We start from the raw sequence: 23,016 nt of genomic DNA on the forward strand, positions 1-23,016 counted from the left end.
ACCTGGTTATCAATTGACGGCCAGGTCTTTTTTGTTGTACTTACTTGTCGCTCATGATCAGGGGCATGTTTCCTTTTCCCCCGATGATCACAATTTTTGAATTTGGAGACGCTGCCAGTTCTTTTTGTGCTTTGATGCTTTCATATTGTAACTGCCTTTCTGTAAGGCTCAGTGCGATAATGGTCTGGTAATCGGCGATCCCTCTGGCTTCCACCCTTTTTCTTTCCGCTTCCTGCTTTTCTTTTTGCAGGACGAACTCCATTTTTTGCGCATCCTGCTCGGCATTGATTTTAGATTCGATCGTTTTCTTAACCGACTCGGGCAAGTTGATATTACGGATTAAAAGCTGCTCTAAAATCAAACCGCGGCTCTTGAAGTCCTTGTCGATTGTCTGATAGATCCTGGTCTGAAACTCATCCCTGCGTTTGGAATACAGGGCAACCGCATCATAGTACACGGCGTTGTCGCGGATACGGGTCCTGGTGATGGGGCGCACAATTTTGTCTTTGTAATCGGTACCAATCCCTTTAAAGATATTGGGCGCTTTTTCAGGCATGATCTTATAGAGCACCGTTAGATCGATCACCACTTCCAGGCCATCGGCAGAAAGTACCCGGATGGCATCGTCCCCCTTCACCTCGCCTTCGTTAGTTACGGCAGACATGGTATAGTTTTGGGTCTTGGTATCAAAAATGGCCACTTCTGCCAAAGGGTTGACAAAGTTCAATCCGTTTTCTAAAACCTCAGGATCTACCTTTCCAAATACTGACTGTACCCCAATGGTACCCGCGTCGATTTGCCGGACGCCTGCTGAGACGATACCGAGAAGCAAAATTACAACACCTGCTATTTTGAAAATACCCGAATATCTGGAAACGTTATAGGAAGCGTTGGCCACAAAAAAACCGGCCATGAAAATCAGGGCTCCGATGAATAGAATAAACATGATCTGCAAAAATAAATGTGAAACATTATGTGTGATATATAGGCAACAAAGCCATGCCTTGACGGGAAGAATTTTATATCTGGCTTTAACTTGTTGATTATAAAAATGTTATAAAAGATGATCTTGATTTTATGTGATATGAAGCCTATCATTATGAAATGCTGCTATCATCTTGATAAAACTGTTTAGGATGAAGGTTGACTTGATTATTGCGGTGCTTTGTCCTGGATGGAGCTTACAAACCGTTAGCACTTCCTTTGCCTGTGGCGTCATAACAGTCAGGCCGAAACCATATCACATAAATCCAAAACAATCCATTCTGATAAGCACTATCATAATGATATCGCCTTTCATGAAGCGATTTTTACGTCAAATCGTAGTATAGCCTGTAAGGCCCTGTAAAACAGTCCATTAATCAATTGAAAATCGGAGGCTCGTTTTGGGCACAAGTTTATTAATCTTGAGAGCAGAAGAGAAAAATACAATACAGATAACTAGTTACAGAAATGCCTTTTTACATACATTATTCTTTTGACCTTTGGCATACACTGATAAAGCCAAACCCCGACTTTAAAAAAGAGAGAACCCGGTTTTTTTACGAAAACTTAAACTATGGCGCTAAATCGCTTGAAGAGATCGAAATGATTTTTCGTGAAGTAGATGTTATGTGTAACGCAATCAATGAAAAAACAGGCAGGACTATCAATGCAGATCAAATGTATTTAATGGTTATTAGCAGCATGAACAATCACTGCTATCCTGTTAATAAAGTGGATCTCGATTGGCTTTTTGAGGAAATGGACGCATTGCTATTTAGGCATATGCCTTTATTATATTCTTTGAAAACGTTCGATCTGCTTAATCAGCTGAAAGAAGCAGAAAACACAACGATGAGTATTGTAGGCAATACGGGTTTTAATAGGGGAAACACCCTAAGGACTGTATTAAACATCTTGGGAATCAGTAAATTTTTTGATGTTCAGTTTTATTCGGACGAAACGGGTATGTCAAAGCCTAATCCCCGCTCTCTCAACTTTTATTAGACGGTCTATATGAGTACTAGGTACTGGTCCTAGAAATGTCATCGAAACGATCTGTAGTGGTGTTAATTTACAGGGAAATAAACCTTATCCTTACGAGCGTGCCTTCGCCAGGCGCACTTTCAATATCCAAACTGGCGCCTAGCAGCTCACACAATTTTTTTAACAATAAACAGTCCTAATCCTCCACTTTTTTTCATTTGGGAAGCAGAAGGACTTTCAATTTGATCCGTCGAAGGTGGTGAACCAAGCGGGTTCTCAGATCGTCCGCCTTACTGGTGCGTATTGATTGGCTGAGCCAAGGGCTGAAGTATCTGATTACACGACAATGACAATCATGCCACAACCATCCTGACGAGCGGGAAAAAAATTATTATCCACTATTATTGCCGAAGAACTTTATAGTAATTGAGCTGCTCATTATTCGGGCGTGAATGCTTGGGCCTACATCATTGACTGACAGACTACTGATAGTTGTTTAAAACAACTATGAATAGCGGGTTTACAACTAATAGTAGCTCTATTTTAGCTGATTGTGAAAATGTGCCCCTATACCTTTGCAGTGTCGAAAATAAACAAAGCGATTGTATTTATGGAAGGAAAAATGATTGGCAGCAAAATTGCCAGAGCTCGAAAAGAGATCAATATGTCTCAAGCGCAACTTGCGCAACAACTGTTTATTAGCCCACAAGCCGTTGGGAAATGGGAACGCGGAGAATCAGCTCCTGACATTCTTACCGTTAACAGGCTCGCAGAAATTCTGCGCGTTGACCTGAACTATTTCTCGAATAACTCTCAACCTGCCAACGATGAAACGGTTTCTAAATTGGCCAATGAAAATATCGGGCAAACGAAACTTGAAATTGACAACCCCTCCGGCGAGCATGTGTTATTAGCAAACTTCAACGATAGCAACCTGCCTAAGAGCGATTTTGCGGGTGTTACTGCACATAAAGGGAACTTTAAAGGAAGCGCATTGCGTGCCTCCAGCTTCGCGGGTGCGGACTTAACTGGCAGTTCGTTTGCGGGCAGCGATGTGAGTGAAGCCGATTTTGATGGTGCTAACCTTACTGACTGTAACTTATCGGGTATTGACCTTAGAAATGCAAGTTTTAACAAATCTATTCTTCTGCGCACCAACTTCTGCGCGTCAGGTCTGGACGGAGCAACATTTAGTGATGTATCACTGACTGATGTGAAGCTGACCGCAACCGACTTAAGAAAAACAAACTTTGAAAATTGTATCTTCAACGGCGTCGACTTCCGGCAATCCGATTTACGGAAGCAGTGCCTGGACGGCCAGACTTTTATTGATGTCAAGTTTGAGGAGACGGTTCTCAATGAAGTTACGTTTAAAGGCGCAACACTCAAAAATGTCTCTTTCCGTTCGGCGCATATGTCTAAGAAAAAACCTATGTGCTTTGATGGTGCTACGATAGATAAGATGACTTGTGTTGTGCTCAAAGGTATGGGAGTCGATTTGTCAAACGTTATAATTATCTAAGGAATGGAGAATATGCAAAACCAAGCAATCCGAGTGGAAGGGCTGCGAAAGTCATACAAACAGCTTCATGTTCTGAGGGGTGTAGATTTCGAGGTGGCAAAGGGCAGTGTTTTCGCCCTGCTAGGTTCTAACGGTTCTGGCAAGACAACGATCGTCAAGATCTTGACCACCTTGCTAAAACATGACAGCGGAAATGTAACGGTAAACGGATTCGATGTTGCACTAAAGCCCGACGGCGTTCGGCAGTCCATTAGTCTGACAGGGCAGTTTGCAGCCGTTGATGAAATATTGACCGGTCGGGAAAATCTCATTTTGATTGCCAGGCTGCGGCACCTTCGCAATGCGCGCCAGGTCGCTGACGACTTGATTAAACGCTTCGGTTTGACCGATGCCGCCGACCGAAGGGCTTCAACTTATTCAGGAGGTATGCGGCGCAGGCTGGATATCGCCATGAGCCTTGTAGGAAATTCGCAGCTGGTTTTCCTTGATGAGCCGACCACCGGGCTGGATCCTGAGGCCCGTATTGAGGTTTGGAAAATTGTCAAAGAGCTTGCCAGCAGCGGGATAACCGTATTTTTGACCACCCAGTATTTAGAGGAAGCCGAGCAGCTCGCCGATCAGATTGCCATTCTCGATAAAGGCACGATCATCGTCAGTGGCACGCTCGCGGAGCTGAAAAAGCTGTTCCCGCCCGCAAAAGTCGAATATATTGAAAAACAGCCCACATTGGAGGAAATATTCCTAGCAATTGTTGGCAAAAACCAGGAAAATTAAATGGAAACGACACAGAGCTATTTTTTCATGGATATGAGCGTTATGCTCGGCCGTTCCATGCGCCATGTTTTCCGCAGCATGGATACCATCATTACGGTCACCCTCATGCCGATTGCCATGATGCTGCTTTTCGTCTATGTATTAGGCGGCGCAATCCAGACTGGCACGGATAATTACGTAAATTACCTATTACCTGGTATCATGCTTATTGCCATTGCAAACAGCATAGGGTACACGTCTTACCGCTTGTTTTTAGATATGGAGCGGGGAATATTCGAGCGTTTTCACTCCATGCCGATCTCACGTTCGGCCGCGTTGTGGGGACATGTGCTGACTTCACTGGTATCCAACGTAATTTCTGTTGCCGTAATCATTCTTGTAGCGCTGGTTATGGGCTTCCGCTCAACGGCGGGAGGACTGTCATGGCTTGCTGTGGCCGGCATCCTCGCACTCTTTACGCTGGCCCTGACATGGATTGCTGCAATTGCTGGATTGTCTGCAAAATCGGTGGATGGCGCAGTTGCAGTTGCCTATCCGATTCACTTTCTACCGTTAATCAGTTCGGCGTTTGTGCCAACCGCTTCTATGCCGGGACCGGTTCGGGCCTTTGCCGAAAATCAGCCTGTGACCTCGATTGTGGAGACAATCCGCTCACTGCTTTCCAATCAGCCAGTAGGCAATGAGATATGGGTGGCTCTTGCGTGGTGTGTTGGGATTATCCTGGTGGCCTATTTCTTTGCGAAGAGAGTTTACCAAAAACGTGTGTAACCGATATTTTGACGGTGACAGACAATTCAAGCGAAGTTTAAGCGTAGATATTGATTGAGGAATGGCGCATCGAGAGCACGCCATTCCCGGCGAACCTGCTGAAATATCATCAAAATAACATCGCAGCGCATGGGCTCAACATTTTAATTTCAAAAGAGGAACCGTGGAGAATTACTTAAGCATTATTAACCTCTATTTTGTCAATATTCTGCAAACTGGTAGTGTGCAATGATTTCAGGATTAGGCAGCTACTCAACAATACTTTTTTGACATTTGATTGCCGACGCTATAAACAGCATCTATAAGCCATTCTCAAAAATTAATTCGGTGGTATTTCTGAACTGTCCAAAATACATTCGTATCTAGCAAAATGCCTGTCCTAATCAAAGGAACAGGTGTTTAAGTTCATAAAACTTTAAAGGAAAGGCGTTTAGCTAGACTTGGCTTTTAAAAAAGTTGCGAACTAAATGCCACCTGTAGTTAGAGAAATTAATGAAACATTATTACTTCATTTTCATATCCTTATGTTCATTTTTCATTTGAAGACAATGTAGGGCGCAGGCCCCGTACTGCTTGTAACTCTCGTGAACCAGAAGAACTAGTTTTCCATTTTTATCTTTGACTTCGCAGGTGCCATTCATAGGAGCAGAAACAGTTAAGCTATCACTAGGACTACTTTGAACGTGATAAACATAATTGCCGTTTTTTGCTGCTTTGCCCAAACTTTTTCCTGTCTTGGCATCAACTAGATTTCCTTGTGAGTCAACATGGGCAATTTTAACTCCGGCAGAATCTTTGATCATTCCATCATGGGTCACCCAACCTATATGCTTTCCTTTGTCATCTGTGATTTTACCAGTAGCATCAATTGATGGGATAGGTTGTTTGTAATTTTGAGCAAAAGATCCTGATGCAGTTACAGTGATTTCGAATGCGAAAGAATGACCGAGCGCAAAAGCTCACCAATGCTGAGTCTGGAATTTCCGCAAAAAGGCGTGGGATTGCTAACAATTAAGTCTTTTGACAGAAACAGGTTGGGAGGGCCAGACCAGCATTTTGAGAAGTTTCTTGCCAAGTGTTTTTCAGAATTGAATGAAAAGAATGTCAAAAATCTGATCATTGACCTCCGTGAGAATGCAGGAGGCCAGGATGAATATGGACCGCTTCTTTATTCCTACCTGACAAGCAAACCATTCAGGTATTATGGGTCAATCGAGTCTACTAGCAAGGTATTTGGAAAGGAGGAAAATCCGTTACTTGCGACATTACAACCACATGCAGAGAATTTCGGCGGTAAAGTATTCATTCTAATCAATGGTTTGTCATTTTCAACCACTGCCGAATTTTGCGCTATCGCAAAAAGTAATGAACGAGCGGTTTTCATAGGTGAAGAAATGGGAGGTGGATATTATGGAAATACATCCGGTCAAACCATAAAAATAGAACTGCCGAATAGCCGCGTTCAGGTAATCATACCAAAGTTAAAATATGAAAATCAAGTCAGAGCGTCCACATATGCAGACCGCGGCATTATTCCTGATCACCAGGTAAGTCCGGATGTGCAGGACTACGTTGATGGCAGGGATTCATCTTTGCAATATACTTTTGATCTGATCGACCGTTCAAAAAAATGATCGGGGTATGATTTTTCATTCTACACTCCTAAAACTTTCAGGAATTCTTCTCTCGGATATGTGTCGCCCAAAGAATTTGAAGAAATCTTAAACAAACCAAGATCGCGGCTTAACCCGTTGTCTTCTTTAGTGTTGCAATTCCATATCTATTAGATTTAATAGTAGAATAATCCGGTGGTTTAACTGCAATCTAGCGATCTTAGCAAATTCCTTTATGAGCGCTACTTAACGCCTGATAGAGTTCAATATATTAAAAAGCATCTGCCTTAATCTGTAATTTGGATGTCAAGATCCAAAAAGACATACCGACGACCGTCTGTGGAGACATGTGACGAATGCCACACTTTCGTCGCAAAAATAGAGCGTGGCTGTTGCACAACTGCCAATATAAAAAGCCAGAACAATCCACACTTTAGCAGCTATTTGTATTGCAAGGAGGACTCAGCGGGGCCACACTCGAACCCTTAATGCGATTTCTGACATTTCTGGATACCCTGAAAATAGTGTAGAGTATAAGACCTATGATTTTAAATAATCTGTCTTTCAGGTATTTCCAGCTTGTACCCCTTCCCATGAACATTCGTTATTCTCAGCTCAGGATCATGGCTTAATTTCTTTCGAAGTTTCGACACAAACATGTCCATGCTGCGACCGGTGAAGACCCTTCATTGATCCAGACTTCTTGCATCAGCGTTTCGCGGGGGATCAGTTCACCGAAATTTTTGTGTAGCAATTCTTCATTCGACAATTTCGGCATCCCTGGCTGTTATCTTCGAATGAATCTTACCTGCAGCAATACCTGTTACTGACCTGGACCCTTTTTGGATACAACAATAAGCCATTTGGATACTTCGCTCTTTTTATACTGTATGACCTTTACATCATACAATTAAAACAATGAAAGATGAAAGTAACACTTATCACAGGAGCTTCGGCTGGCATCGGGGAAGCATTTGCAAAACGGCTTGCTGAAGAAAAACATAACCTATTACTAGTTGCCCGTTCCGAAAGCAAGCTTCAATCATTATGTGAAGGATTGATAGCTGAGTATAACATTAATGCTCAGTACATAGCCATTGATTTGACAAAGCCAGGCTCCGATGAAACACTATTTATCGAAATGCAAAAACGCAACCTCCAGATAGACTGGCTAATTAATAACGCTGGTATTGGCTCCGGAGGCGATTTCTTGGAGCATGAACTTAAAAGTGAAATTGACATGATGCACCTAAATATGGATGCAATGGTAGCTTTGACGCACCGTTTTCTTCCACAAATGCGGGCAGATAAAAAAGGCACCATTATTAATGTTGGATCGATGGCAGGTTTTAGTCCTATTCCATATATGAATGTTTATGCATCCACCAAAGCTTTTGTTCGGTCTTTTACCGAAGCATTACAGGAAGAGAACAGGCTTTTTAATGTTAAAACAATGTTGCTATGCCCAGGTGCAACCGAGACGAATTTTTTTGATGCTGCGAAAATTGGCCCTGATAGAAAAAGCAGTTTTTCTAGCAAAAAACTAGAAACTCCGGAGCAGGTGGTTGCATCGGCATTGAAGGGACTCAAAAGTAACAAACGGATCACCGTTTCAGGAATTCAAAATAAATTGAGTCGAAGGATTATACACTTTATTCCAAATTCAATAATACTCAAAATGTTTGGAAGACAGATGAGGCAAAATCTATATAAAATCTAGGATTTTAAAATAGAAAACCAATAATTTCTCCCTTTATTAATTATGAATCATTAACGGAAATTCAAACCTTTACTGACTAAATTAATATAAAAAACCGAGTTTATTTGGGAACGAGGATGTTGGGGAAAACGTTTAAATGGAAACCTGCAAAATAATATAATTTCAAAACAAATTTTCAAAAAGGTGAATACAAACACATAAACAGTTTGAAGTCTCGTTATTTTTATAAATAAGTTGAAATCAATAGCCTCTATGAAAAGAGATAATAGTACTCCTTTTGTAATTAACTCAATATCGCAACAACACCAAATACTGGCGATGCCCAAACCATTGCATCCATTGGTAAGTATATTGAAGTTTGAAGATTTTCCACAAACTATGCCGGAAATAGATACAAAATTTGTACTAGGATTTTATACAGTTACTATCAAAAAGAACTGTGCTTGTAAAATAAAATATGGGCAGAGCGATTTTGATTTTGATGAAGGAGTAATGTCGTTTTTCGCACCGAACCAAGTATTTGTACCTGAAGATAATCCATCATTACCAGGAGGGGGATGGCTACTTTCATTTCACCCAGACTTTATCAGAAACTATTCCCTTGAAAAAAAGATCAAGGATTATGGTTTCTTTCATTATGCAGTAAGTGAAGCACTCATTCTTTCTGAGCGGGAAGAACTTATGATAGAGAACATTTTTGCAAATATCGACCAGGAGTATTATTTACCAATTGACAATTTTAGTCAGGACGTAATGGTCGCTCAGTTAGAATTATTGCTAACTTATAGTCACCGCTTTTATAAGCGACAATTTAATATCAGGAGGACTATACATAGCGATTTGTTATCTAGAATGGAAGTAATACTATCTGAATATTTTAATAGCGATAAATATGGAAGTGACAAATTACCAACTGTAATTGATTTAGCAAAGAAACTAAATTTATCTCCTAAATATTTGAGCGATGCTTTGCGTAACTTAACAGGACAAAGTGCGCAGCAACATATACATGATAAGCTAATAGAAAAAGCAAAACAAATATTGACAACCACAAATTTATCGGTAAGTGAAATTGCTTATACATTGGGTTTCGAGTATCCGCAATCATTTAATAGGCTTTTCAAAAACAAAACGAAAGTGTCGCCTTTGGAATTCAGGCGGTTGTTTAATTAGTTTAATTAGGGTCCTGCTTGATATCTCAAATATACTTATATTATTTCATAAACAAAGCATATTAAAATTGAAAACCGGTTCAAAAGTCTATCATTATTTGAATTCCAATCCCCAAACGACGAAAAGTGCACGAAATATTTGTCTGGTTTAAAATGGGTGAACGAATTCAAATGCAACAAATGTAAACATGATAAATATTGCACTGGCAATAAGCCATTTGGTCGACAATGCACACGTTCAAATACAGATTCAATCGTCACAAAATGAAGGGAGGCATATTCGAGAATTTGACGACATGCATGGTATCAAGATTACCGCACCCTTTCAAATTAGTTCATTCGTAAGTGCCTAATTCAAAAGAATGATTTTCAAGCCACCGTATTCATAAAAGATGATTATCAGTTAAATGCCTAATTTAATTGAATAATTGACGAGAAGGCTATGCCTGCAACGCAGGTATTGGTCTGGAAACTGTTAAAAAATCTTCAAAAAATGAATTTTTCGTTTATTTAGGTGGTCGGAATATTGAAAAAGGTATGGCAATCCGAGTAGAAGTAAACCACACAGAGAATTTAATGAACCAGAAATGAATATTCTATTAAAATTAGAAGAGGCCGCAATATTTTTACTTTGCATTTTTTTATTTAGTAAATTGAATTTTGCATGGTGGTGGTTTCCTGCTTTGTTACTATTGCCAGATATAGGGATGATTGGTTATATCATAAACCCTAAAATTGAAGCTTTTCCCTACAACCTATTACATCATCGCCTGGTAGCGTCGTTGGTTGCTTTTTATGCCCTTACTTATGGGAATGAATATTGGCAATTAGGGGCGATCATTATATTTGCTCATATTTCGATGGATAGAGTTTTCGGGTATGGCTTAAAGTACAGCGATCGCTTTAGTAACACACATTTAGGAGGCATTGGTAACAAATAGAGATCTGATTCTTGCCATTATTGGAAAATAAATTTTTAAAATATGAGACCAACAAAGGTTATAACCGTAAACCCCAAGGATGGACAGGACTTGTCTGTGGTGGGTGATAATTATCGTTTGCTAATTACTGGCAAGGAAACAGAAAATGAATTTGCTGTGGTTGATATGCTGATACCACCTGGTGGCGGTCCGGGGCCCCATGCACATGCAACTTTTCAAGAAAGTTTTTATGTAATAGAAGGGGAGATAGTTGTGCGGTCAGAAACGCAAATATATACTGCAAAGGCCGGCGCATTTGTAAGTATACCCAAAGGTGGTGCCATTCATTCTTTCAAAAACGAAAGTAGTGCTACCTCGCATATTTTGTGCATTATTGTTGCCGCAGGCCTGGAAGAATTTTTTAAGGAAGTGGGAGAACCTGTTGCTTATGGTGAATTTTTACCGCCGCCAGTTATGGATGAAGCGGCAGGTAAAAAATTGGAATCAATTGCAAAAAAGTATGATCAGGAAATATATCCACCAGATTTTTTTTACAAGATGAAATAGCAAGTTACCAGTTCTCAGAGGGTAGCTCAATACATGCCTGAGAAATAATGTTATACGCGATGCTCTTATCCCTGAGGTTTGTAACTAGTTTAGAGCCTCGTCTCTTCCATACTCTTGGCGCTGATGCAAGAAAAACTAAGGAGTCATATAGAAACCATAGTACCCTTAACCAATGATGAATTTTCATTTATACTATCTCTTTTCACGGTAAAAAGATTTAAAAGAAATGAGTTTATCATTCAGGAAGGTGAGAGTGTTCGGTATGCTTATTTTGTAGTGTCAGGGCTTTTAAAATTGACCTATACAGACGATTCGGGAAGGGAGCATATTGTATCTTTTGCAATGGAAGAATGGTGGGAATCAGACTTTCAGGCTTTTTTCAAACAAACAAAAGCGTCTATGTCTTTACAGTGTCTTGAAGATACAATCGTATTGGGGCTTACATTAGAAAATTATGAGGAGATGAGTTTAAAAGTCGAAAAGATGCGAATTTTCTTGATCAAAATGTCAAATGCTGGTTTTATTGCTTCTCAGCAACGTATCGTATCATTACTTACCAACAACGCAAAAGAGCGTTATGAAAAGATGCTTAAATCGTATCCAGCCTTATTTCAAAGAGTTTCAAAAACTCAGCTTGCTGCTTATTTAGGGGTTTCGAGAGAAACACTTAGCAGATTTTCTTCGTAAGCATAGTAAAATTTCTTTTCAATTTGTGATGTATATCACGGCGCACTATTTTTTATTGTCACAATTTTGTTTCTCAAATTTTAAACAATAGAATTAAAACAAATGGAAAAAATAGCAACTAGTCCATGGAAATGGCAAGATGAACGAGGTTATGCCCAAGCAGTCGAAGTGAAGCATTCTGAAGGAACGCTCTATGTTTCGGGTCAAACGGCTATAAATGCCGAAGGGCAATCAAGTACCGGCGACATGCGAAGCCAGTTAACAGAGACCATACAAAATCTGGAGCAAGTTATCAGCGAAGCTGGTTACGAAAGCAAAAACATTGTGCGGTTGAATATCTATACAACAGCGCCGGCAGAATTGTATGAAAGCTTTGATATTCTTCAGGAATGGGTAGTAAAGCATGGTATTAAACAAGCTACCACATTGTTGGAGGTGAAAGGCCTTTTTGAAACATTAAAAGTTGAGTTGGAGGCTACAGTAGTGAAATAATAGCTTCTAATGCTATACTGGCTTGTAGCTCGTAACAAACGACCTACTGAAACAAAAGCTAAAGATGAATTTAGTTTGTATAGCAAAGCTATCATTATAAACAAAGACCTGACAGGTTTTGAGCTTGTCAAGTCTTTGTTCAAAAGCTCACCAACTAAAATATCTTTCCAGTACCTGTTTTAAAGAGATTGGTTTTTTACCTGTAAGTTCTTCTACTACTGGAAGAATAACATTTACGTGAATGTTTGCAACAAGAGAAGAAATACTTGTTGCGTATCCTGCAATAAAATAAGGAGCACTTGCATTTTTTAGGCAAGTTATATTCGTCAGGTGAGGAATTGGGGTAAACACCGCCGCACTGCCTGCCCAGCTTCCATTTCTTATTTTGCCATGTTCAAGCTAGCCGGTCGTAAATTCATCAGTAGTCATTCACGTAGGAACCAATAGGTGATGGTATAGTTCGTGGATTCTCTGATTCACCAAGGGCAATTTGCCGGTTCTGGAAAGTATTCTTCACTGAAAAATTTTCCTGTGGGCCCATCCTGACCAATCATTGCATATTTAGCGATACGTTGTCCCGCGTCTTCGGCTGTACTTGTGCCCTGATGATTGGTGAAATCGGTCTTAGTCCAACCTGGGCAAACCGCGTTAACTTTGAACGGAGTATTACGAAGCTCGTAAGCAAGATTGATCGTGTACATATTCAGGGCCGACTTAGACGATTGATAAGCCACAAACCTGGTGGGGTAATTACCATCTAAATCGGCGGCCAAGGTAAGTGAAGCCATGCTTGTGCTCACATTTACAATGCGTGGTTCAGGTGATCCTTTCAACAAATCTATAAACGCCTGCGTAACACTGACCACACCGAACACATTGGTTTCATAAACTGTTTTAAATTGATCGATGTTTGTTTCGATTGCTGATTGTTGGAACGCTCCCAATATACCCGCATTGTTGACCAGCACATCCAAAATCTTTGTTTTGCTGCCAATTGTTGTGCGGGCGACATCGATCGAATTCTGATTGGTTACGTCCAGTTGTAGGGCTTCAACGTTGGTGAGACCTTCTGCGGTTAGCTTTTCTACTGCCGATAAACCGTTTCCCAAAATACGTGTACCTATGTAAACGAAGAATCCGTTTTCGGCGAGCCGTCTCACCACTTCATATCCAATGCCTTTGTTACCCCCCGTTACTAATGCTGATTTCATTCTATAAACTGTTTTAAAAACTACCGAAGCAAAAGTAGTCAGCGGAAAAACAGACGGAATGGACAAATCATCTTAGTTACTGGACAAATCGCGCAAGTCTTCTAAAAATGTACTGACGCTCTTGCCGGTGTTCTTTTTGAACAGTCGGGAAAAATAATCAGGGTCATTAAAGCCCAGCTCGAAAGCCAGTTCCTTTACAGAAATGGTGGAGTAGCGCAGTCTCCGCTGCGCTTCCAGCATAAGCCGGTTGGTCATCCATTCTTTTGGCGAAAGGCCCGAGAATTCCTTTACAATACCATAAAGACCGCTTGTGGTCATAGCCAAACTTTCAGCGATCGTGAATACATCTTGCTGCTCGGTAAGGTGGGTTTCAACGGCCAGTCTGAATTCTACATACTTTGACATCTTAGGATCCGAAATATTATCGTGAACGCGATGCTCGAAGTAAGCACTGTTGAACTCAGTTAATAGTGCGTTCAAATGCGCTAAAATGATTTCGGCAGGTTTTTGATTTCCAGCTGAATGAAGCAGCTGGAATAAAATGGAAAAAACAGCCTTTACCCGCTGTTTGGAAACCGGGTCAAAGGTGATTGTGTTTGAATTTAACGGATCCAACAGGAACGGATAGGATTGTGGGAGGAGGGCTAATGTATTTTCATCGAATCCGATTTTATAACCTTGGGTGTCTTGATTCTTCGGTGGATTGGTGAAAATTTGATTTGGCAACCCAAAAACCAGTTGACTATCGGCGATGGTGATATCTTTTAAGTCTACTTTATAGGTTTCTGATCCTTGATCTATAAATACAAAACAATAATGGGCTAGCTTGTGCGGTTGAAGCAACTTCTGCAAGATATCTTCCGGTAGGGAAATCACACAATTTTCATTTACCGTTAGCGACAATTTATCGTGGTGTGTAATCCTGTTTAGCAATCCCTTCGTTTCTTGCATTTCTGGTCATGTATTTAATAAAAGTAACAACAAAAAAGGATTAGCTATTCGGCCACCTTTCGTCTCAAATAAACTTCCGTGGCTGTTGCACAAAGGATCGACTCGAAACTGAAATGGCTTTCAGGTCAGACATTAACCATAGATTCCGATCAGGATTGGCTGACTGCAAACCAAACCTGTATACAGATCGTTTTACTGAAACGCCCGCCTGAATGCAAGAGGGGACTGATTGGTTTTATTTTTAAATAACTTGCTGAATGACTGCAGGTGTTCGAAGCCTAGTTCATAAGCGATTTCACTTACTGTCAGGTCGGTCGTAGAAAGCTTTTGTTTGGCTATGGCGATCAATTTTTCGTGAATGTGTTGCTGGGTATTTAGCCCGGTCAGTGTTTTGAGCAGCCCACTTAAATAGTTGGGTGATATATTGAGTTTTTCTGAAACGAACTGAACAGACGGCGCTCCGTGCAGCGACTGTTCGTTTTTGTTGAAATAGTTATCCAGTAATGCCTCCAATTGCGAAAGCACGCGATGATTGCTGATGCGTCGGGTAATAAATTGACGGTTGTAAAACCGGTCAGCATATCGAAGAAGTCCCTCTAATTGGGCAATAATTATTTGATGCGAGAACAGATCGATGTTTCCCTGGATCTCCCGACCAATGTTTTGACTTATTCCATTGATGATTTCCTCTTCCTTTTCCGAAAGAAAAAGTGCCTCATGGCAGGCATAGCCGAAAAAATCGTAGTGACTGATGCTTTTCGATAAACTTGTATTCCAAAGAAAATCGGGATGGATGAGCAGCACCCAACCTGATGGCTCGGAGGTAGTATCTTCTGCTGTTTCCAGGCGTAATACCTGCCCGGGAGCTAAAAAGTACATAATTCCTTCATCAAAATCGTAAGGCTGCTGACCATACATGATCTTTTCATTCAAGTTACGCTTTACTGAAATCGAGTAAAAGTCGAAGACTGCGCTCGTTGCATTGTTTGCATGATAATTCGAAATGGCCGAATAGTCTACCAAGCTAACCAGCGGGTGAAGTGGGGAAGGCAAACCAGTCACCCGATGGAAATCGGTGATTGACTTTACCCTTAGCGGTGTCGTATTTGCCATTTGGGATTCAGAGTTTAGCTTTTGCATTTTGAATACTGGAATCCAACATCTTCAGTGTGGTATTTGGGGCAATCCGGCTCATCGCTTTCAACACTTTAGCTAAGCCGGGCTTGATTTCGCTAGTACCATTCACGATGCCCTTGATGGCAAGCCTGACCAATTTATCAGTCTTCATATTTACGCTGCTGTCCACCAATCCTTCAAACGGATCTCCCAACGAAGTGTCGGTGGCGGGTGGGGCAAGTTCAATAACCCTCACGTTGGTTTCTTTTAATTGTAGCCGCAAAACCTGCGTATAGGCGTGAACGCCTGCCTTGGCGGCGCTATAAATAGGTGACACCGGAAAAGGGATAAAAGCCAAACCCGAAGAGACATTCACGATCAAGGCCGATCGCCGGTTCAGCAAATGAGGCAGGAATTGATGTACTATCCGAATCGTACCGACAAGATTTATGTCGATTTCAGACGTGATATCCTCCAAGCTCATATTGCGGTCGCGCAGATCAAGGTTCCGCATGATACCCGCGTTGTTGATGATCATATTGAGGTTAGGAAACTGCTCTGTAACCAAGGTGCACAATTTTTCAATGTCTTCCGGTTTACTCACATCGCTTTGAAACGTATGGATATGTGGAAGCTCTGTTTTAATATGCAAGAGCTTCCCTGCGTCTCGGCCAGTAATGATAATGTCAGCAGCGCCAAGCGCCGATAACTGTTTCACCATTTCCAAGCCAATGCCACTGGTTCCGCCTGTAATCAGTATTGTACTGTTTTTTATGTCCATTTTTCTTGTTGTTTATACGGACAAAGGTCGGAAGTCCCTAGACGATAGGTTTATCCAAATCTATTTATGGTTTAGTCAAATATCTAGAAATTTGAGTCTTAATTCATACGGTAGTTAAAACAAACAATGGCAGATTTCAGATTTACTGCCTAATCGGTCCGAGGAAGCTGTGCTATCGAAATGATGGATGGAGGATCCAACTTAAACATGTCAGTTTGCAGACTGAGCTGAGCCTCAATTTTAGGCGCGATTGATTTATATCTGAAATATTAGCTCCCTTCTCCCGCATCGGTTTTTGTGATCACCTGCGTTCTGTGAATCATCCCCCAATCAATCATGGAATCGATCACATTTGCAATGTCTTTTCCGGAGTTTGTTAACCTGTACTCAATGAGCACCGGTGTTTGATTGTACACCTTACGTTCCACAATGCTGTTGATTTCAAGCTCCTTCAATTCTTTTGATAGCATTCGGGGTGTTATCTTTTCTGTACTGTCCAGTAAATCTTTAAACCGGTTTACGCCACGAAGGAGCGCTGCGATGATAGGTAATTTCCATTTGCCACTGATAACGTTTAACGTATCTGTTAAGGCCAAAATGTAAACCCGTGGACATTGCGGGCCTTTTTCACTTCCAATAAAATCTTTAAAGTCACTCATATCAGATATTCAGAATGTTCAGTATACAAAAGTATACTGATATTTTAGGATAACAAACTATACTAAATATATCAGGCCTGTTAACTTTGCTTATCAAAAACAAAAAATAACATGATATTAGTTACTGGTGCGACGGGTCAATTTGGTGGGAAGGCCATAGATCATTTATTGAAAAAAGGAATTGAGTCATCCGAAATCTCAGTTTTGGTTAGAGATGCAGTCAAATCAAAGGCTCTTCGGGAAAAAGGTGTTGAAATAAGAGTAGGTGACTATGCTAATTATGATTCATTGGTTGGTGCTTTTAGTGGTGTAGACAAGCTACTGCTTGTTTCGAGTAATGATCGGCAGGCTGTTGAAAACAGAACAGCTCATCATCTGAATGTCATCAAAGCTGCAAAAGAGACTGGCGTTAAACACATTGTTTATACTTCTTTTGTTAGAAAACCTAACTTTGAAGATTCCGCCATTGCAGTATTTCAGAATTCGCATGTCGAGTCAGAGGCTTTTTTAATGAATAGCGGGATCGATTATACGATCCTGCAAAATGGTATTTATCTGGAAATGATACCGGTCTTTTTGGGCGAAAAGGTTGCAGAGAAAGGCGTTATTCTATTTCCTGCCAGAGATGGTAAAGCCAGTTATGTACTTCGAGAGGAACTGGCTGAAGCCGCAGCTCATATTTTGGCTACGGATGGCCATCAAAATAAGTTGTACCAGCTGACCAATACCGCTTCTGTGTCTTTTTATGATATAGCTGAGGAGTTATCTAGGGTCACCGGGAAAAAAGTGTCATATCAATCTCCGCCGGTAGCAGAATTTGAATCAACGTTAAAAAACTTTGGTGTACCTGATCAGTATATCGGCATGTTTACCATGTGGGCTGTGGCATTATCACAAAATACGATGGATGCAGACGATAACACATTAGAAGGCTTCTTAGGCAGAAAGCCGACGTCAATGAAGCAGTTTATCGACCAGGTTTACGCAAAGGTTGGTTTTGAGACAGCCCCTTAGGTTTGTACAGGTTCCACTTATCTATCCCGTCTTTTAATTTAACCCATGGGAACGCCATTGGCTTCTTAATTCATCTTGCAACTCCGCAATCGCTTTCTTTTTATTCTGCTTGATCCGGTCAAGCCACGTTTTTGGGCCGCCGTGGGGGTTGTACCTGGAACCCCAATAAAGGATTTCCACCATGACCGGTACCAACTCGATGCCTTTGTCAGTGATCAGGTAAAGGAATTTTGAAGCGTTTTTAGGGGAGGTGACTTTGGATACAATTCCTTCGTTCAAAAGCAAGTTCAGCTTTTCAGTAAGTACAGCTGAGGATATTTTCTCATCTGAGGCCCGGAACTCGAGGAAAGAATTTTTGCCGTTAAACATGATATCCCGCAAGAGTAAAAGCATCCATTTGTCACCGAAAATTTCCACCGAATAATTGATGGGGCATGTTGATCTCCTCTCGGTAATTTTCATAATCTTAGAACAAAAGTAGTCTGTTTTATGAACTACTTTTGTTGATTTGCAGTTCATAAAACAGACTACAAAAATAGCTAAAATTTAATTATGGACTTTACAAACAAAAACGTCGTTATCACAGGCGGAACAACCGGAATCGGGTTGGCGACAGCAAAAGCCTTTATCAGCGCAGGGGCAAATGTCTGGATTACAGGAAGAAATGCAGATAATCTGCAAAAGGCCAGCACGGAAATAAACAGCCCAAAACTAACTACTGTCGTATCGGATACTTCAAAACTTGCAGACATTTCGGTTCTGGAAAAAGCATTTTCAAAAAACGGAAACAAACTGGATGTTCTTTTCCTGAATGCAGGAATTGGAGCATTTGAGCCGATCGAAAAAGTGACCGAAGCCAATTTTGACGCACAGTTCAGTACCAATGTGAAAGGTAATTTTTTCACGCTACAAAAATTCTTTCCCCACCTGGCAGATGGAGCATCCGTATTGTTCACTTCTTCATCGGCCGCAAGTGCTGCAAATCTGGGAACCAGCGTATACTCCGCAACCAAAGGTGCAATCAACAAGATTGCCCAAATTGCAGCTAACGAGCTGGCGGCAAGGAAAATCCGCGTAAATGTCATTAGTCCGGGAGCTATTGCGACACCGGGTCTGGATACTGTCGCAAGTGATGAAGCGAAAGAGTTTTTGGCAAGCGCCACCGCATTGCAAAGGCTTGGCCATCCCGATGAAATCGCAAAAACAGTATTGTTTCTGGCTTCTGATGCCGCAAGCTTTATTTCTGGAACCGAGGTTGTAGCTGACGGTGGTTACCATAGCTACGCATTAAAGTAAAACGGTAATATCTTTTACACATGGTAAAAATAAGCGGCATCTGCCGCTTATTTCCGTTTTCAGTAACTGGTTGATCTATTTAAGTAGGCATTTCCTAGTTGAGTTGTTAGTTGTCTTTCTCCCGGAATCTATTCATTCCCCTTTGATAACATGACATCTCAACCCCGCCAACTTTGCAACAGAAAACCCGCGGAGCTTATAACTTTTCTTTTACCTTATAGCTGATAGATTTCGTCGTGAATCTCACTTCCAGTATTTAGCCTGGATCTGTGCCTGATAAGGCATTAGCGCATCCAATAACTGCCATCCGTCTATCAGGGGCATATTAATATCCAGTAAGATGACTTGTGGCAGCTGATTATCCACAAGCTGTACCTTGATAAATGAAAGCGCGTCTACCGGATTTTGATAAGTTGTGAGTTTATCGAATAATCCTGTGCTGGATAAAAGTAGTTTAGCCAAAAATACACTTGTCGGATCATCGTCAATGATTAATACGTCCATGGTTATCTGCTTTACAACAAGGTTATCTTAAAGGTTGCACCCTGATCGGGCTGGCTGCTTACCTTAATTTGACCACCAATGCTCTCAATGTGCATTTTGACCAGATACAGGCCAAGGCCGCGGCCAGAGTGCTGCGGATGAAAACGCTTGTAGAGTTTGAACATGTTTTCTCCTACCTTCTCCAGGTCAATGCCTAGACCGTTATCACTGATTGTAATCAACTTGCCATGCCCGGCCGTTTCCTTTGCTGTCAGCTCAACCCGTAGTGGGCGCTGTTCAGCACGGTATTTGATCGTATTGGAAAGCAGGTTAAAAAAAATGCTGTAAAGATTGGCCTGGTTTGTTCGTATCAGAAAGCCGGATGGAATTGACACCTTCACAGTCCCCCTGCATTTGTTTATATCATCCCGCAGGTCTTGAATGACTTGGCCGACAATCTGCTCCAACAACACGTCCTGCTGATCTGGAAGTCCTTCTCTATTACGGACCGAAAGAATCATATCCAAATCTTTGATGACCTGGTCCAGCTGCTGAAGACTGCTTTTCACATGAGTATAAACCTCCTTATGCATGGCAGAATTCGGTTCTATGCTGCCAAGCGCGTCAACCAGCCCGATTGCGTTAGACATTGGACCGCGTAAATTGTGGGCGACCATGTAGGTGAACTGCTGCGATGGATTGGGTTATAATGACTATTTGGAGCAGCTTACTTATCTACTCTTTTTGAAGATGGCTAACGAGAATTTAAGTAAGTATAAGTTGCCAGATATTTGTGATTGGCAAAGTCTTATCCAAAATAATGGTGGTAATCTATTAGATCAGTATGAAAATATACTCAAAACGCTTTCCAACTCGGGTGGGATGCTAAGTAAGATTTTTGCAAATTCCTCAAATAAAATACATGATTCTTCTAAACTAAAAAAACTAATAGGGTTGATAAATGAGCAAAATTGGACATTAACTGGAACCGATATTAAAGGTGAGATCTATGAATCACTTTTACAAAAGAATGCCGAAAGTAGTGGAGCAGGGCAGTATTTTACTCCTAGGGCAATAATACAGGCTATGGTTAATTGCTTACAACCAAAGGCATTAGAAACTATCGCAGATCCATCCTGTGGAACTGGGGGATTTTTTCTTGGAGTATTAGACTACCTTGAAAAGCAGAGTCTTTCTAAGAGAGAGGTGGAATTTTTAAAGTTTAATACATTTCATGGTTGGGAAATTGAAAAATCTACGGCTAGATTGTGTCTAATGAATTTATATTTACATGGAATCGGTGATTTGGATAAGACGCCGGATATTCACGTGACAGATAGTCTTAAAGTGGATTTCAAGGAAAAGGTCAAAATAGTTCTTGCCAATCCACCTTTTGGCAAAAGTAGTAGTGACATCCCTACTATTGATGAACGGCAGGCGCATAAGGAAGGTTTTTTCTTAAGAAGAGATTTTTGGGTTACAACTAGCAACAAGCAACTTGCTTTTTTACAGCATATTGTAACTATGTTACAAGAGGATGGTAGAGCAGCTGTCGTTTTACCAGACAATGTTTTGTTTGAAGGCGGGGCTGGTGAGACAGTTAGAAGGCGATTGTTGGCCGAGCTAAATCTCCATACAATTCTTCGTCTGCCAACAGGAATATTTTATGCCCAAGGGGTGAAAGCAAATGTTCTTTTTTTTGATAAACAAGGTGATTCAGTAGAACCTGCTACAAAACATGTATGGGTTTACGATTATAGGACAAATATTCGCCATACTCCTAAAAAGAATATTCTAACTTATGACAGTTTAGGTGATTTTGTAAGCAGTTATAAGCCGGGAGATAGAGAAAGCCGAAATGAATCTTGGAGCAAATCCAATCTAGACGGCCGATGGAAAAAATTCAGCTACGACGAAATAATTGCAAGAGATAAGGTAAACTTAGATTTATTTTGGATAAAAGATGATAATATAATTGATTTGGATAATCTGCCGGACCCTGAAGATTTGATTAGCGAAATAATCGAGAATTTGGAAATTGCTCTTTCTAATTTTAAATCTATTAAAGAATCTATCTCTTATGATGGCTAACAACGTATTCTTAAGTTGGTCGGGTAAATTGAGTAATTCTATTGCATTCGCTTTTTACGAGCATCTGCCGTTTATTTTACAAAATTCTTCTTCATTCTTCTCGCCTGAAAGTATCGAGAAGGATTCCGTTTGGTTTAATAGAGTTATTACAGAACTATATGAGATTGAAACTGGAATCGTTTTCTTAACTAAGGAAAATATTAAGTCTGAATGGATTTAATATCCGACATTAAGGCAATAATCCAAGCACCTAAGGAGACTGCCATCCGCGCGGTTGATCACGAACGGACCTTAATGTACTGGAAGGTTGGGCAACGAATATTTGAAGAAGAGCAAGTGGGGAAGGACAGGGCCGAATATGGTCTTTACCTTACACAACTTATTGCGGAACAACTTGAACCTGAATTTGGTAGTGGATTTTCTAGACGACAAATTGAGCTGTTTAGACAGTTTTATCGTCAGTTCCCAATTGCGAATACACTGTATTCGCAATTGAGCTGGAGTCAATATAAGTTGCTGATTCGATTAGACACACAGGATAAAAGGGAGTTTTACATTGCCGAGACAGTTAAAAATAACTGGACGGTTCGTCAGCTTGAAAGGCAGATCAACAGTAGCTTGTGGGAGCGCCTACTATTGAGCAATGATCGTGAAAGTGTTTTAGCCGTTGCCCGAAGCGAACAGAACCCATCTGACGCAAAAGAAATTATCAAAGATCCGATGTACTTGGAGTTTTTAGGTTTGAAAAAAGGGAATCATCTTATTATGAGAAGGATCTAGAACAGGCAATCATCACTCATCTTCACGATTTTTTATTGGAATTGGGAAATGGCTTCGCTTTCGTAGCCAGGCAAAAAAGACTTCATATCGAAGGTGACGAGTTTTTCGTCGACCTGGTTTTCTATAATAGGCTTTTACAGTGTTTTGTGATCATAGAGATCAAAACGTCAAAACTTAGTCATCAGGACATAGGTCAGCTGCAAATGTATGTGAACTACTATGACCGTTTTGAAAAGAGAGATTTTGAGAATCCAACTATCGGAATACTTCTCTGTGCAGATAAGAACAATGCAGTAGTCAAGATCTCACTGCCTGAAGATAATAAAACAATTATTGCCAGTGAGTACAAACTGTACCTACCGAGTGAAAAGCAGTTGATTGATGAGATGAATAAGGAGATTGAAAAATTACAGAAAGAAGAATAACTTCAT

Annotated in this window: 28 protein-coding genes; 17 read left to right on the forward strand and 11 right to left on the reverse strand. The window is 40.8% G+C overall.

Features of this window, described 5'->3' with window-relative positions:
* Positions 1 to 40 precede the first annotated feature (40 nt).
* On the reverse strand, positions 41 to 946 hold the full coding sequence (locus tag FHS68_RS21305; protein ID WP_167274577.1) for a prohibitin family protein: 906 nt from the start codon (positions 944 to 946) through the stop codon (positions 41 to 43).
* Between the two features lie 506 nt (positions 947 to 1,452).
* Here FHS68_RS21305 and FHS68_RS21310 point away from each other — a divergent pair.
* From FHS68_RS21310 to FHS68_RS21325, 4 genes are all read left to right on the forward strand, one after another.
* Complete coding sequence (locus FHS68_RS21310) at positions 1,453 to 1,989, forward strand: HAD family hydrolase (RefSeq protein ID WP_167274578.1); 537 nt, start codon at positions 1,453 to 1,455, stop codon at positions 1,987 to 1,989.
* A gap of 589 nt (positions 1,990 to 2,578) precedes the next feature.
* Positions 2,579 to 3,490 carry a pentapeptide repeat-containing protein gene (locus tag FHS68_RS21315; RefSeq protein WP_167274581.1) on the forward strand — a complete coding sequence of 304 codons (912 nt, stop codon included), beginning with the start codon at positions 2,579 to 2,581 and terminating at the stop codon, positions 3,488 to 3,490.
* A 3-nt stretch (positions 3,491 to 3,493) separates the two neighbouring features.
* Complete coding sequence (locus FHS68_RS21320; protein WP_310588623.1) at positions 3,494 to 4,264, forward strand: ABC transporter ATP-binding protein; 771 nt, start codon at positions 3,494 to 3,496, stop codon at positions 4,262 to 4,264.
* On the forward strand, positions 4,265 to 5,032 hold the full coding sequence (locus FHS68_RS21325) for an ABC transporter permease (RefSeq protein WP_167274584.1): 768 nt from the start codon (positions 4,265 to 4,267) through the stop codon (positions 5,030 to 5,032). It begins immediately after the preceding gene.
* 503 nt (positions 5,033 to 5,535) lie between these two features.
* On the opposite strand, the gene FHS68_RS21330 is transcribed toward FHS68_RS21325, so the two are convergent.
* Positions 5,536 to 5,835 (reverse strand): hypothetical protein, encoded by a 300-nt coding sequence (locus tag FHS68_RS21330; protein ID WP_167274586.1) that lies wholly within the window; start codon positions 5,833 to 5,835, stop codon positions 5,536 to 5,538.
* A gap of 138 nt (positions 5,836 to 5,973) precedes the next feature.
* Between FHS68_RS21330 and FHS68_RS21335 the strand changes: the two genes are divergently transcribed.
* Positions 5,974 to 6,666 (forward strand): S41 family peptidase, encoded by a 693-nt coding sequence (locus FHS68_RS21335; protein WP_167274589.1) that lies wholly within the window; start codon positions 5,974 to 5,976, stop codon positions 6,664 to 6,666.
* A gap of 527 nt (positions 6,667 to 7,193) precedes the next feature.
* On the opposite strand, the gene FHS68_RS26850 is transcribed toward FHS68_RS21335, so the two are convergent.
* The gene (locus FHS68_RS26850) at positions 7,194 to 7,310 is read right to left on the reverse strand and encodes a hypothetical protein (RefSeq protein WP_208408382.1); all 117 of its coding nucleotides are present in this window, start codon (positions 7,308 to 7,310) and stop codon (positions 7,194 to 7,196) included.
* A gap of 260 nt (positions 7,311 to 7,570) precedes the next feature.
* Here FHS68_RS26850 and FHS68_RS21345 point away from each other — a divergent pair, with 260 nt between their 5' ends.
* The 7 genes from FHS68_RS21345 (at position 7,571) to FHS68_RS21375 (ending at position 12,203) form a co-directional block, all read left to right on the forward strand.
* Positions 7,571 to 8,365, forward strand: coding sequence for an SDR family NAD(P)-dependent oxidoreductase (locus FHS68_RS21345; RefSeq protein WP_167274591.1), 795 nt, complete (start codon positions 7,571 to 7,573; stop codon positions 8,363 to 8,365).
* A 252-nt stretch (positions 8,366 to 8,617) separates the two neighbouring features.
* Positions 8,618 to 9,538, forward strand: a complete 921-nt coding sequence (locus tag FHS68_RS21350; protein ID WP_167274594.1) for a helix-turn-helix domain-containing protein — start codon at positions 8,618 to 8,620, stop codon at positions 9,536 to 9,538.
* Positions 9,539 to 9,604: 66 nt separating this feature from the next.
* A complete protein-coding gene (locus tag FHS68_RS26855; protein WP_374757528.1) occupies positions 9,605 to 9,805 on the forward strand; it encodes a transposase in 201 nt (66 codons plus the stop codon).
* Positions 9,806 to 10,124: 319 nt separating this feature from the next.
* The gene (locus tag FHS68_RS21360; RefSeq protein ID WP_167274599.1) at positions 10,125 to 10,478 is read left to right on the forward strand and encodes a DUF4260 domain-containing protein; all 354 of its coding nucleotides are present in this window, start codon (positions 10,125 to 10,127) and stop codon (positions 10,476 to 10,478) included.
* A gap of 42 nt (positions 10,479 to 10,520) precedes the next feature.
* Positions 10,521 to 11,024, forward strand: coding sequence for a cupin domain-containing protein (locus FHS68_RS21365; protein ID WP_167274602.1), 504 nt, complete (start codon positions 10,521 to 10,523; stop codon positions 11,022 to 11,024).
* A gap of 123 nt (positions 11,025 to 11,147) precedes the next feature.
* Positions 11,148 to 11,711: a Crp/Fnr family transcriptional regulator gene (locus tag FHS68_RS21370; protein WP_167274604.1), complete on the forward strand. Its 564-nt coding sequence runs from the start codon at positions 11,148 to 11,150 to the stop codon at positions 11,709 to 11,711.
* A 102-nt stretch (positions 11,712 to 11,813) separates the two neighbouring features.
* Positions 11,814 to 12,203 carry a RidA family protein gene (locus tag FHS68_RS21375; protein ID WP_167274607.1) on the forward strand — a complete coding sequence of 130 codons (390 nt, stop codon included), beginning with the start codon at positions 11,814 to 11,816 and terminating at the stop codon, positions 12,201 to 12,203.
* A 476-nt stretch (positions 12,204 to 12,679) separates the two neighbouring features.
* On the opposite strand, the gene FHS68_RS21380 is transcribed toward FHS68_RS21375, so the two are convergent.
* The 5 genes from FHS68_RS21380 to FHS68_RS21400 all read right to left on the reverse strand — a co-directional run bounded on the left by FHS68_RS21380 (position 12,680) and on the right by FHS68_RS21400 (position 16,921).
* The gene (locus FHS68_RS21380; protein WP_167274609.1) at positions 12,680 to 13,414 is read right to left on the reverse strand and encodes an SDR family oxidoreductase; all 735 of its coding nucleotides are present in this window, start codon (positions 13,412 to 13,414) and stop codon (positions 12,680 to 12,682) included.
* A 72-nt stretch (positions 13,415 to 13,486) separates the two neighbouring features.
* Positions 13,487 to 14,365: a helix-turn-helix domain-containing protein gene (locus FHS68_RS21385; protein ID WP_167274612.1), complete on the reverse strand. Its 879-nt coding sequence runs from the start codon at positions 14,363 to 14,365 to the stop codon at positions 13,487 to 13,489.
* Between the two features lie 192 nt (positions 14,366 to 14,557).
* Positions 14,558 to 15,478 carry a helix-turn-helix domain-containing protein gene (locus FHS68_RS21390; protein ID WP_167274615.1) on the reverse strand — a complete coding sequence of 307 codons (921 nt, stop codon included), beginning with the start codon at positions 15,476 to 15,478 and terminating at the stop codon, positions 14,558 to 14,560.
* A gap of 7 nt (positions 15,479 to 15,485) precedes the next feature.
* Complete coding sequence (locus FHS68_RS21395) at positions 15,486 to 16,262, reverse strand: SDR family oxidoreductase (RefSeq protein WP_167274617.1); 777 nt, start codon at positions 16,260 to 16,262, stop codon at positions 15,486 to 15,488.
* A gap of 269 nt (positions 16,263 to 16,531) precedes the next feature.
* Positions 16,532 to 16,921 carry a winged helix-turn-helix transcriptional regulator gene (locus tag FHS68_RS21400; protein ID WP_167274620.1) on the reverse strand — a complete coding sequence of 130 codons (390 nt, stop codon included), beginning with the start codon at positions 16,919 to 16,921 and terminating at the stop codon, positions 16,532 to 16,534.
* A gap of 111 nt (positions 16,922 to 17,032) precedes the next feature.
* On the opposite strand from FHS68_RS21400, the gene FHS68_RS21405 reads away from it, so the two are divergent.
* A complete protein-coding gene (locus tag FHS68_RS21405; RefSeq protein ID WP_167274622.1) occupies positions 17,033 to 17,935 on the forward strand; it encodes an SDR family oxidoreductase in 903 nt (300 codons plus the stop codon).
* Between the two features lie 33 nt (positions 17,936 to 17,968).
* On the opposite strand, the gene FHS68_RS21410 is transcribed toward FHS68_RS21405, so the two are convergent.
* Positions 17,969 to 18,397, reverse strand: a complete 429-nt coding sequence (locus FHS68_RS21410; RefSeq protein WP_167274625.1) for a winged helix-turn-helix transcriptional regulator — start codon at positions 18,395 to 18,397, stop codon at positions 17,969 to 17,971.
* A 90-nt stretch (positions 18,398 to 18,487) separates the two neighbouring features.
* Here FHS68_RS21410 and FHS68_RS21415 point away from each other — a divergent pair, with 90 nt between their 5' ends.
* Positions 18,488 to 19,231, forward strand: coding sequence for an SDR family oxidoreductase (locus FHS68_RS21415; protein ID WP_167274628.1), 744 nt, complete (start codon positions 18,488 to 18,490; stop codon positions 19,229 to 19,231).
* A gap of 243 nt (positions 19,232 to 19,474) precedes the next feature.
* Here the strand turns inward: FHS68_RS21415 and FHS68_RS21420 are convergent, their stop codons facing one another.
* Both FHS68_RS21420 and FHS68_RS21425 read right to left on the reverse strand, forming a co-directional pair.
* Complete coding sequence (locus FHS68_RS21420; protein WP_167274630.1) at positions 19,475 to 19,735, reverse strand: response regulator; 261 nt, start codon at positions 19,733 to 19,735, stop codon at positions 19,475 to 19,477.
* 11 nt (positions 19,736 to 19,746) lie between these two features.
* Positions 19,747 to 20,364 carry a sensor histidine kinase gene (locus FHS68_RS21425; protein ID WP_167274633.1) on the reverse strand — a complete coding sequence of 206 codons (618 nt, stop codon included), beginning with the start codon at positions 20,362 to 20,364 and terminating at the stop codon, positions 19,747 to 19,749.
* 100 nt (positions 20,365 to 20,464) lie between these two features.
* Here FHS68_RS21425 and FHS68_RS21430 point away from each other — a divergent pair, with 100 nt between their 5' ends.
* The 3 genes from FHS68_RS21430 (at position 20,465) to FHS68_RS26495 (ending at position 23,010) form a co-directional block, all read left to right on the forward strand.
* A complete protein-coding gene (locus FHS68_RS21430) occupies positions 20,465 to 21,805 on the forward strand; it encodes an HsdM family class I SAM-dependent methyltransferase (protein WP_167274635.1) in 1,341 nt (446 codons plus the stop codon).
* A 210-nt stretch (positions 21,806 to 22,015) separates the two neighbouring features.
* Positions 22,016 to 22,585, forward strand: a complete 570-nt coding sequence (locus tag FHS68_RS26490; protein ID WP_229212004.1) for a DUF1016 N-terminal domain-containing protein — start codon at positions 22,016 to 22,018, stop codon at positions 22,583 to 22,585.
* Positions 22,586 to 22,596: 11 nt separating this feature from the next.
* Positions 22,597 to 23,010 (forward strand): PDDEXK nuclease domain-containing protein, encoded by a 414-nt coding sequence (locus FHS68_RS26495; protein ID WP_310588625.1) that lies wholly within the window; start codon positions 22,597 to 22,599, stop codon positions 23,008 to 23,010.
* Positions 23,011 to 23,016: the final 6 nt, after the last annotated feature.

Origin of the sequence: Dyadobacter arcticus, assembly GCF_011762185.1 — a bacterium.
Lineage (GTDB): Bacteria > Bacteroidota > Bacteroidia > Cytophagales > Spirosomataceae > Dyadobacter > Dyadobacter arcticus.

Bases quoted from the DNA above. Each gene is read 5' to 3' on its own strand.
- FHS68_RS21305 (WP_167274577.1), bottom strand. From the start codon at position 946: ATGTTTATTCTATTCATCGGAGCCCTGATTTTCATGGCCGGTTTTTTT.
- FHS68_RS21310 (WP_167274578.1), top strand. From the start codon at position 1,453: ATGCCTTTTTACATACATTATTCTTTTGACCTTTGGCATACACTGATA.
- FHS68_RS21315 (WP_167274581.1), top strand. From the start codon at position 2,579: ATGGAAGGAAAAATGATTGGCAGCAAAATTGCCAGAGCTCGAAAAGAG.
- FHS68_RS21320 (WP_310588623.1), top strand. From the start codon at position 3,494: ATGGAGAATATGCAAAACCAAGCAATCCGAGTGGAAGGGCTGCGAAAG.
- FHS68_RS21325 (WP_167274584.1), top strand. From the start codon at position 4,265: ATGGAAACGACACAGAGCTATTTTTTCATGGATATGAGCGTTATGCTC.
- FHS68_RS21330 (WP_167274586.1), bottom strand. From the start codon at position 5,835: ATGATCAAAGATTCTGCCGGAGTTAAAATTGCCCATGTTGACTCACAA.
- FHS68_RS21335 (WP_167274589.1), top strand. From the start codon at position 5,974: ATGACCGAGCGCAAAAGCTCACCAATGCTGAGTCTGGAATTTCCGCAA.
- FHS68_RS26850 (WP_208408382.1), bottom strand. From the start codon at position 7,310: ATGGACATGTTTGTGTCGAAACTTCGAAAGAAATTAAGCCATGATCCT.
- FHS68_RS21345 (WP_167274591.1), top strand. From the start codon at position 7,571: ATGAAAGTAACACTTATCACAGGAGCTTCGGCTGGCATCGGGGAAGCA.
- FHS68_RS21350 (WP_167274594.1), top strand. From the start codon at position 8,618: ATGAAAAGAGATAATAGTACTCCTTTTGTAATTAACTCAATATCGCAA.
- FHS68_RS21360 (WP_167274599.1), top strand. From the start codon at position 10,125: ATGAATATTCTATTAAAATTAGAAGAGGCCGCAATATTTTTACTTTGC.
- FHS68_RS21365 (WP_167274602.1), top strand. From the start codon at position 10,521: ATGAGACCAACAAAGGTTATAACCGTAAACCCCAAGGATGGACAGGAC.
- FHS68_RS21370 (WP_167274604.1), top strand. From the start codon at position 11,148: ATGCAAGAAAAACTAAGGAGTCATATAGAAACCATAGTACCCTTAACC.
- FHS68_RS21375 (WP_167274607.1), top strand. From the start codon at position 11,814: ATGGAAAAAATAGCAACTAGTCCATGGAAATGGCAAGATGAACGAGGT.
- FHS68_RS21380 (WP_167274609.1), bottom strand. From the start codon at position 13,414: ATGAAATCAGCATTAGTAACGGGGGGTAACAAAGGCATTGGATATGAA.
- FHS68_RS21385 (WP_167274612.1), bottom strand. From the start codon at position 14,365: ATGCAAGAAACGAAGGGATTGCTAAACAGGATTACACACCACGATAAA.
- FHS68_RS21390 (WP_167274615.1), bottom strand. From the start codon at position 15,478: ATGGCAAATACGACACCGCTAAGGGTAAAGTCAATCACCGATTTCCAT.
- FHS68_RS21395 (WP_167274617.1), bottom strand. From the start codon at position 16,262: ATGGACATAAAAAACAGTACAATACTGATTACAGGCGGAACCAGTGGC.
- FHS68_RS21400 (WP_167274620.1), bottom strand. From the start codon at position 16,921: ATGAGTGACTTTAAAGATTTTATTGGAAGTGAAAAAGGCCCGCAATGT.
- FHS68_RS21405 (WP_167274622.1), top strand. From the start codon at position 17,033: ATGATATTAGTTACTGGTGCGACGGGTCAATTTGGTGGGAAGGCCATA.
- FHS68_RS21410 (WP_167274625.1), bottom strand. From the start codon at position 18,397: ATGAAAATTACCGAGAGGAGATCAACATGCCCCATCAATTATTCGGTG.
- FHS68_RS21415 (WP_167274628.1), top strand. From the start codon at position 18,488: ATGGACTTTACAAACAAAAACGTCGTTATCACAGGCGGAACAACCGGA.
- FHS68_RS21420 (WP_167274630.1), bottom strand. From the start codon at position 19,735: ATGGACGTATTAATCATTGACGATGATCCGACAAGTGTATTTTTGGCT.
- FHS68_RS21425 (WP_167274633.1), bottom strand. From the start codon at position 20,364: ATGTCTAACGCAATCGGGCTGGTTGACGCGCTTGGCAGCATAGAACCG.
- FHS68_RS21430 (WP_167274635.1), top strand. From the start codon at position 20,465: ATGGCTAACGAGAATTTAAGTAAGTATAAGTTGCCAGATATTTGTGAT.
- FHS68_RS26490 (WP_229212004.1), top strand. From the start codon at position 22,016: ATGGATTTAATATCCGACATTAAGGCAATAATCCAAGCACCTAAGGAG.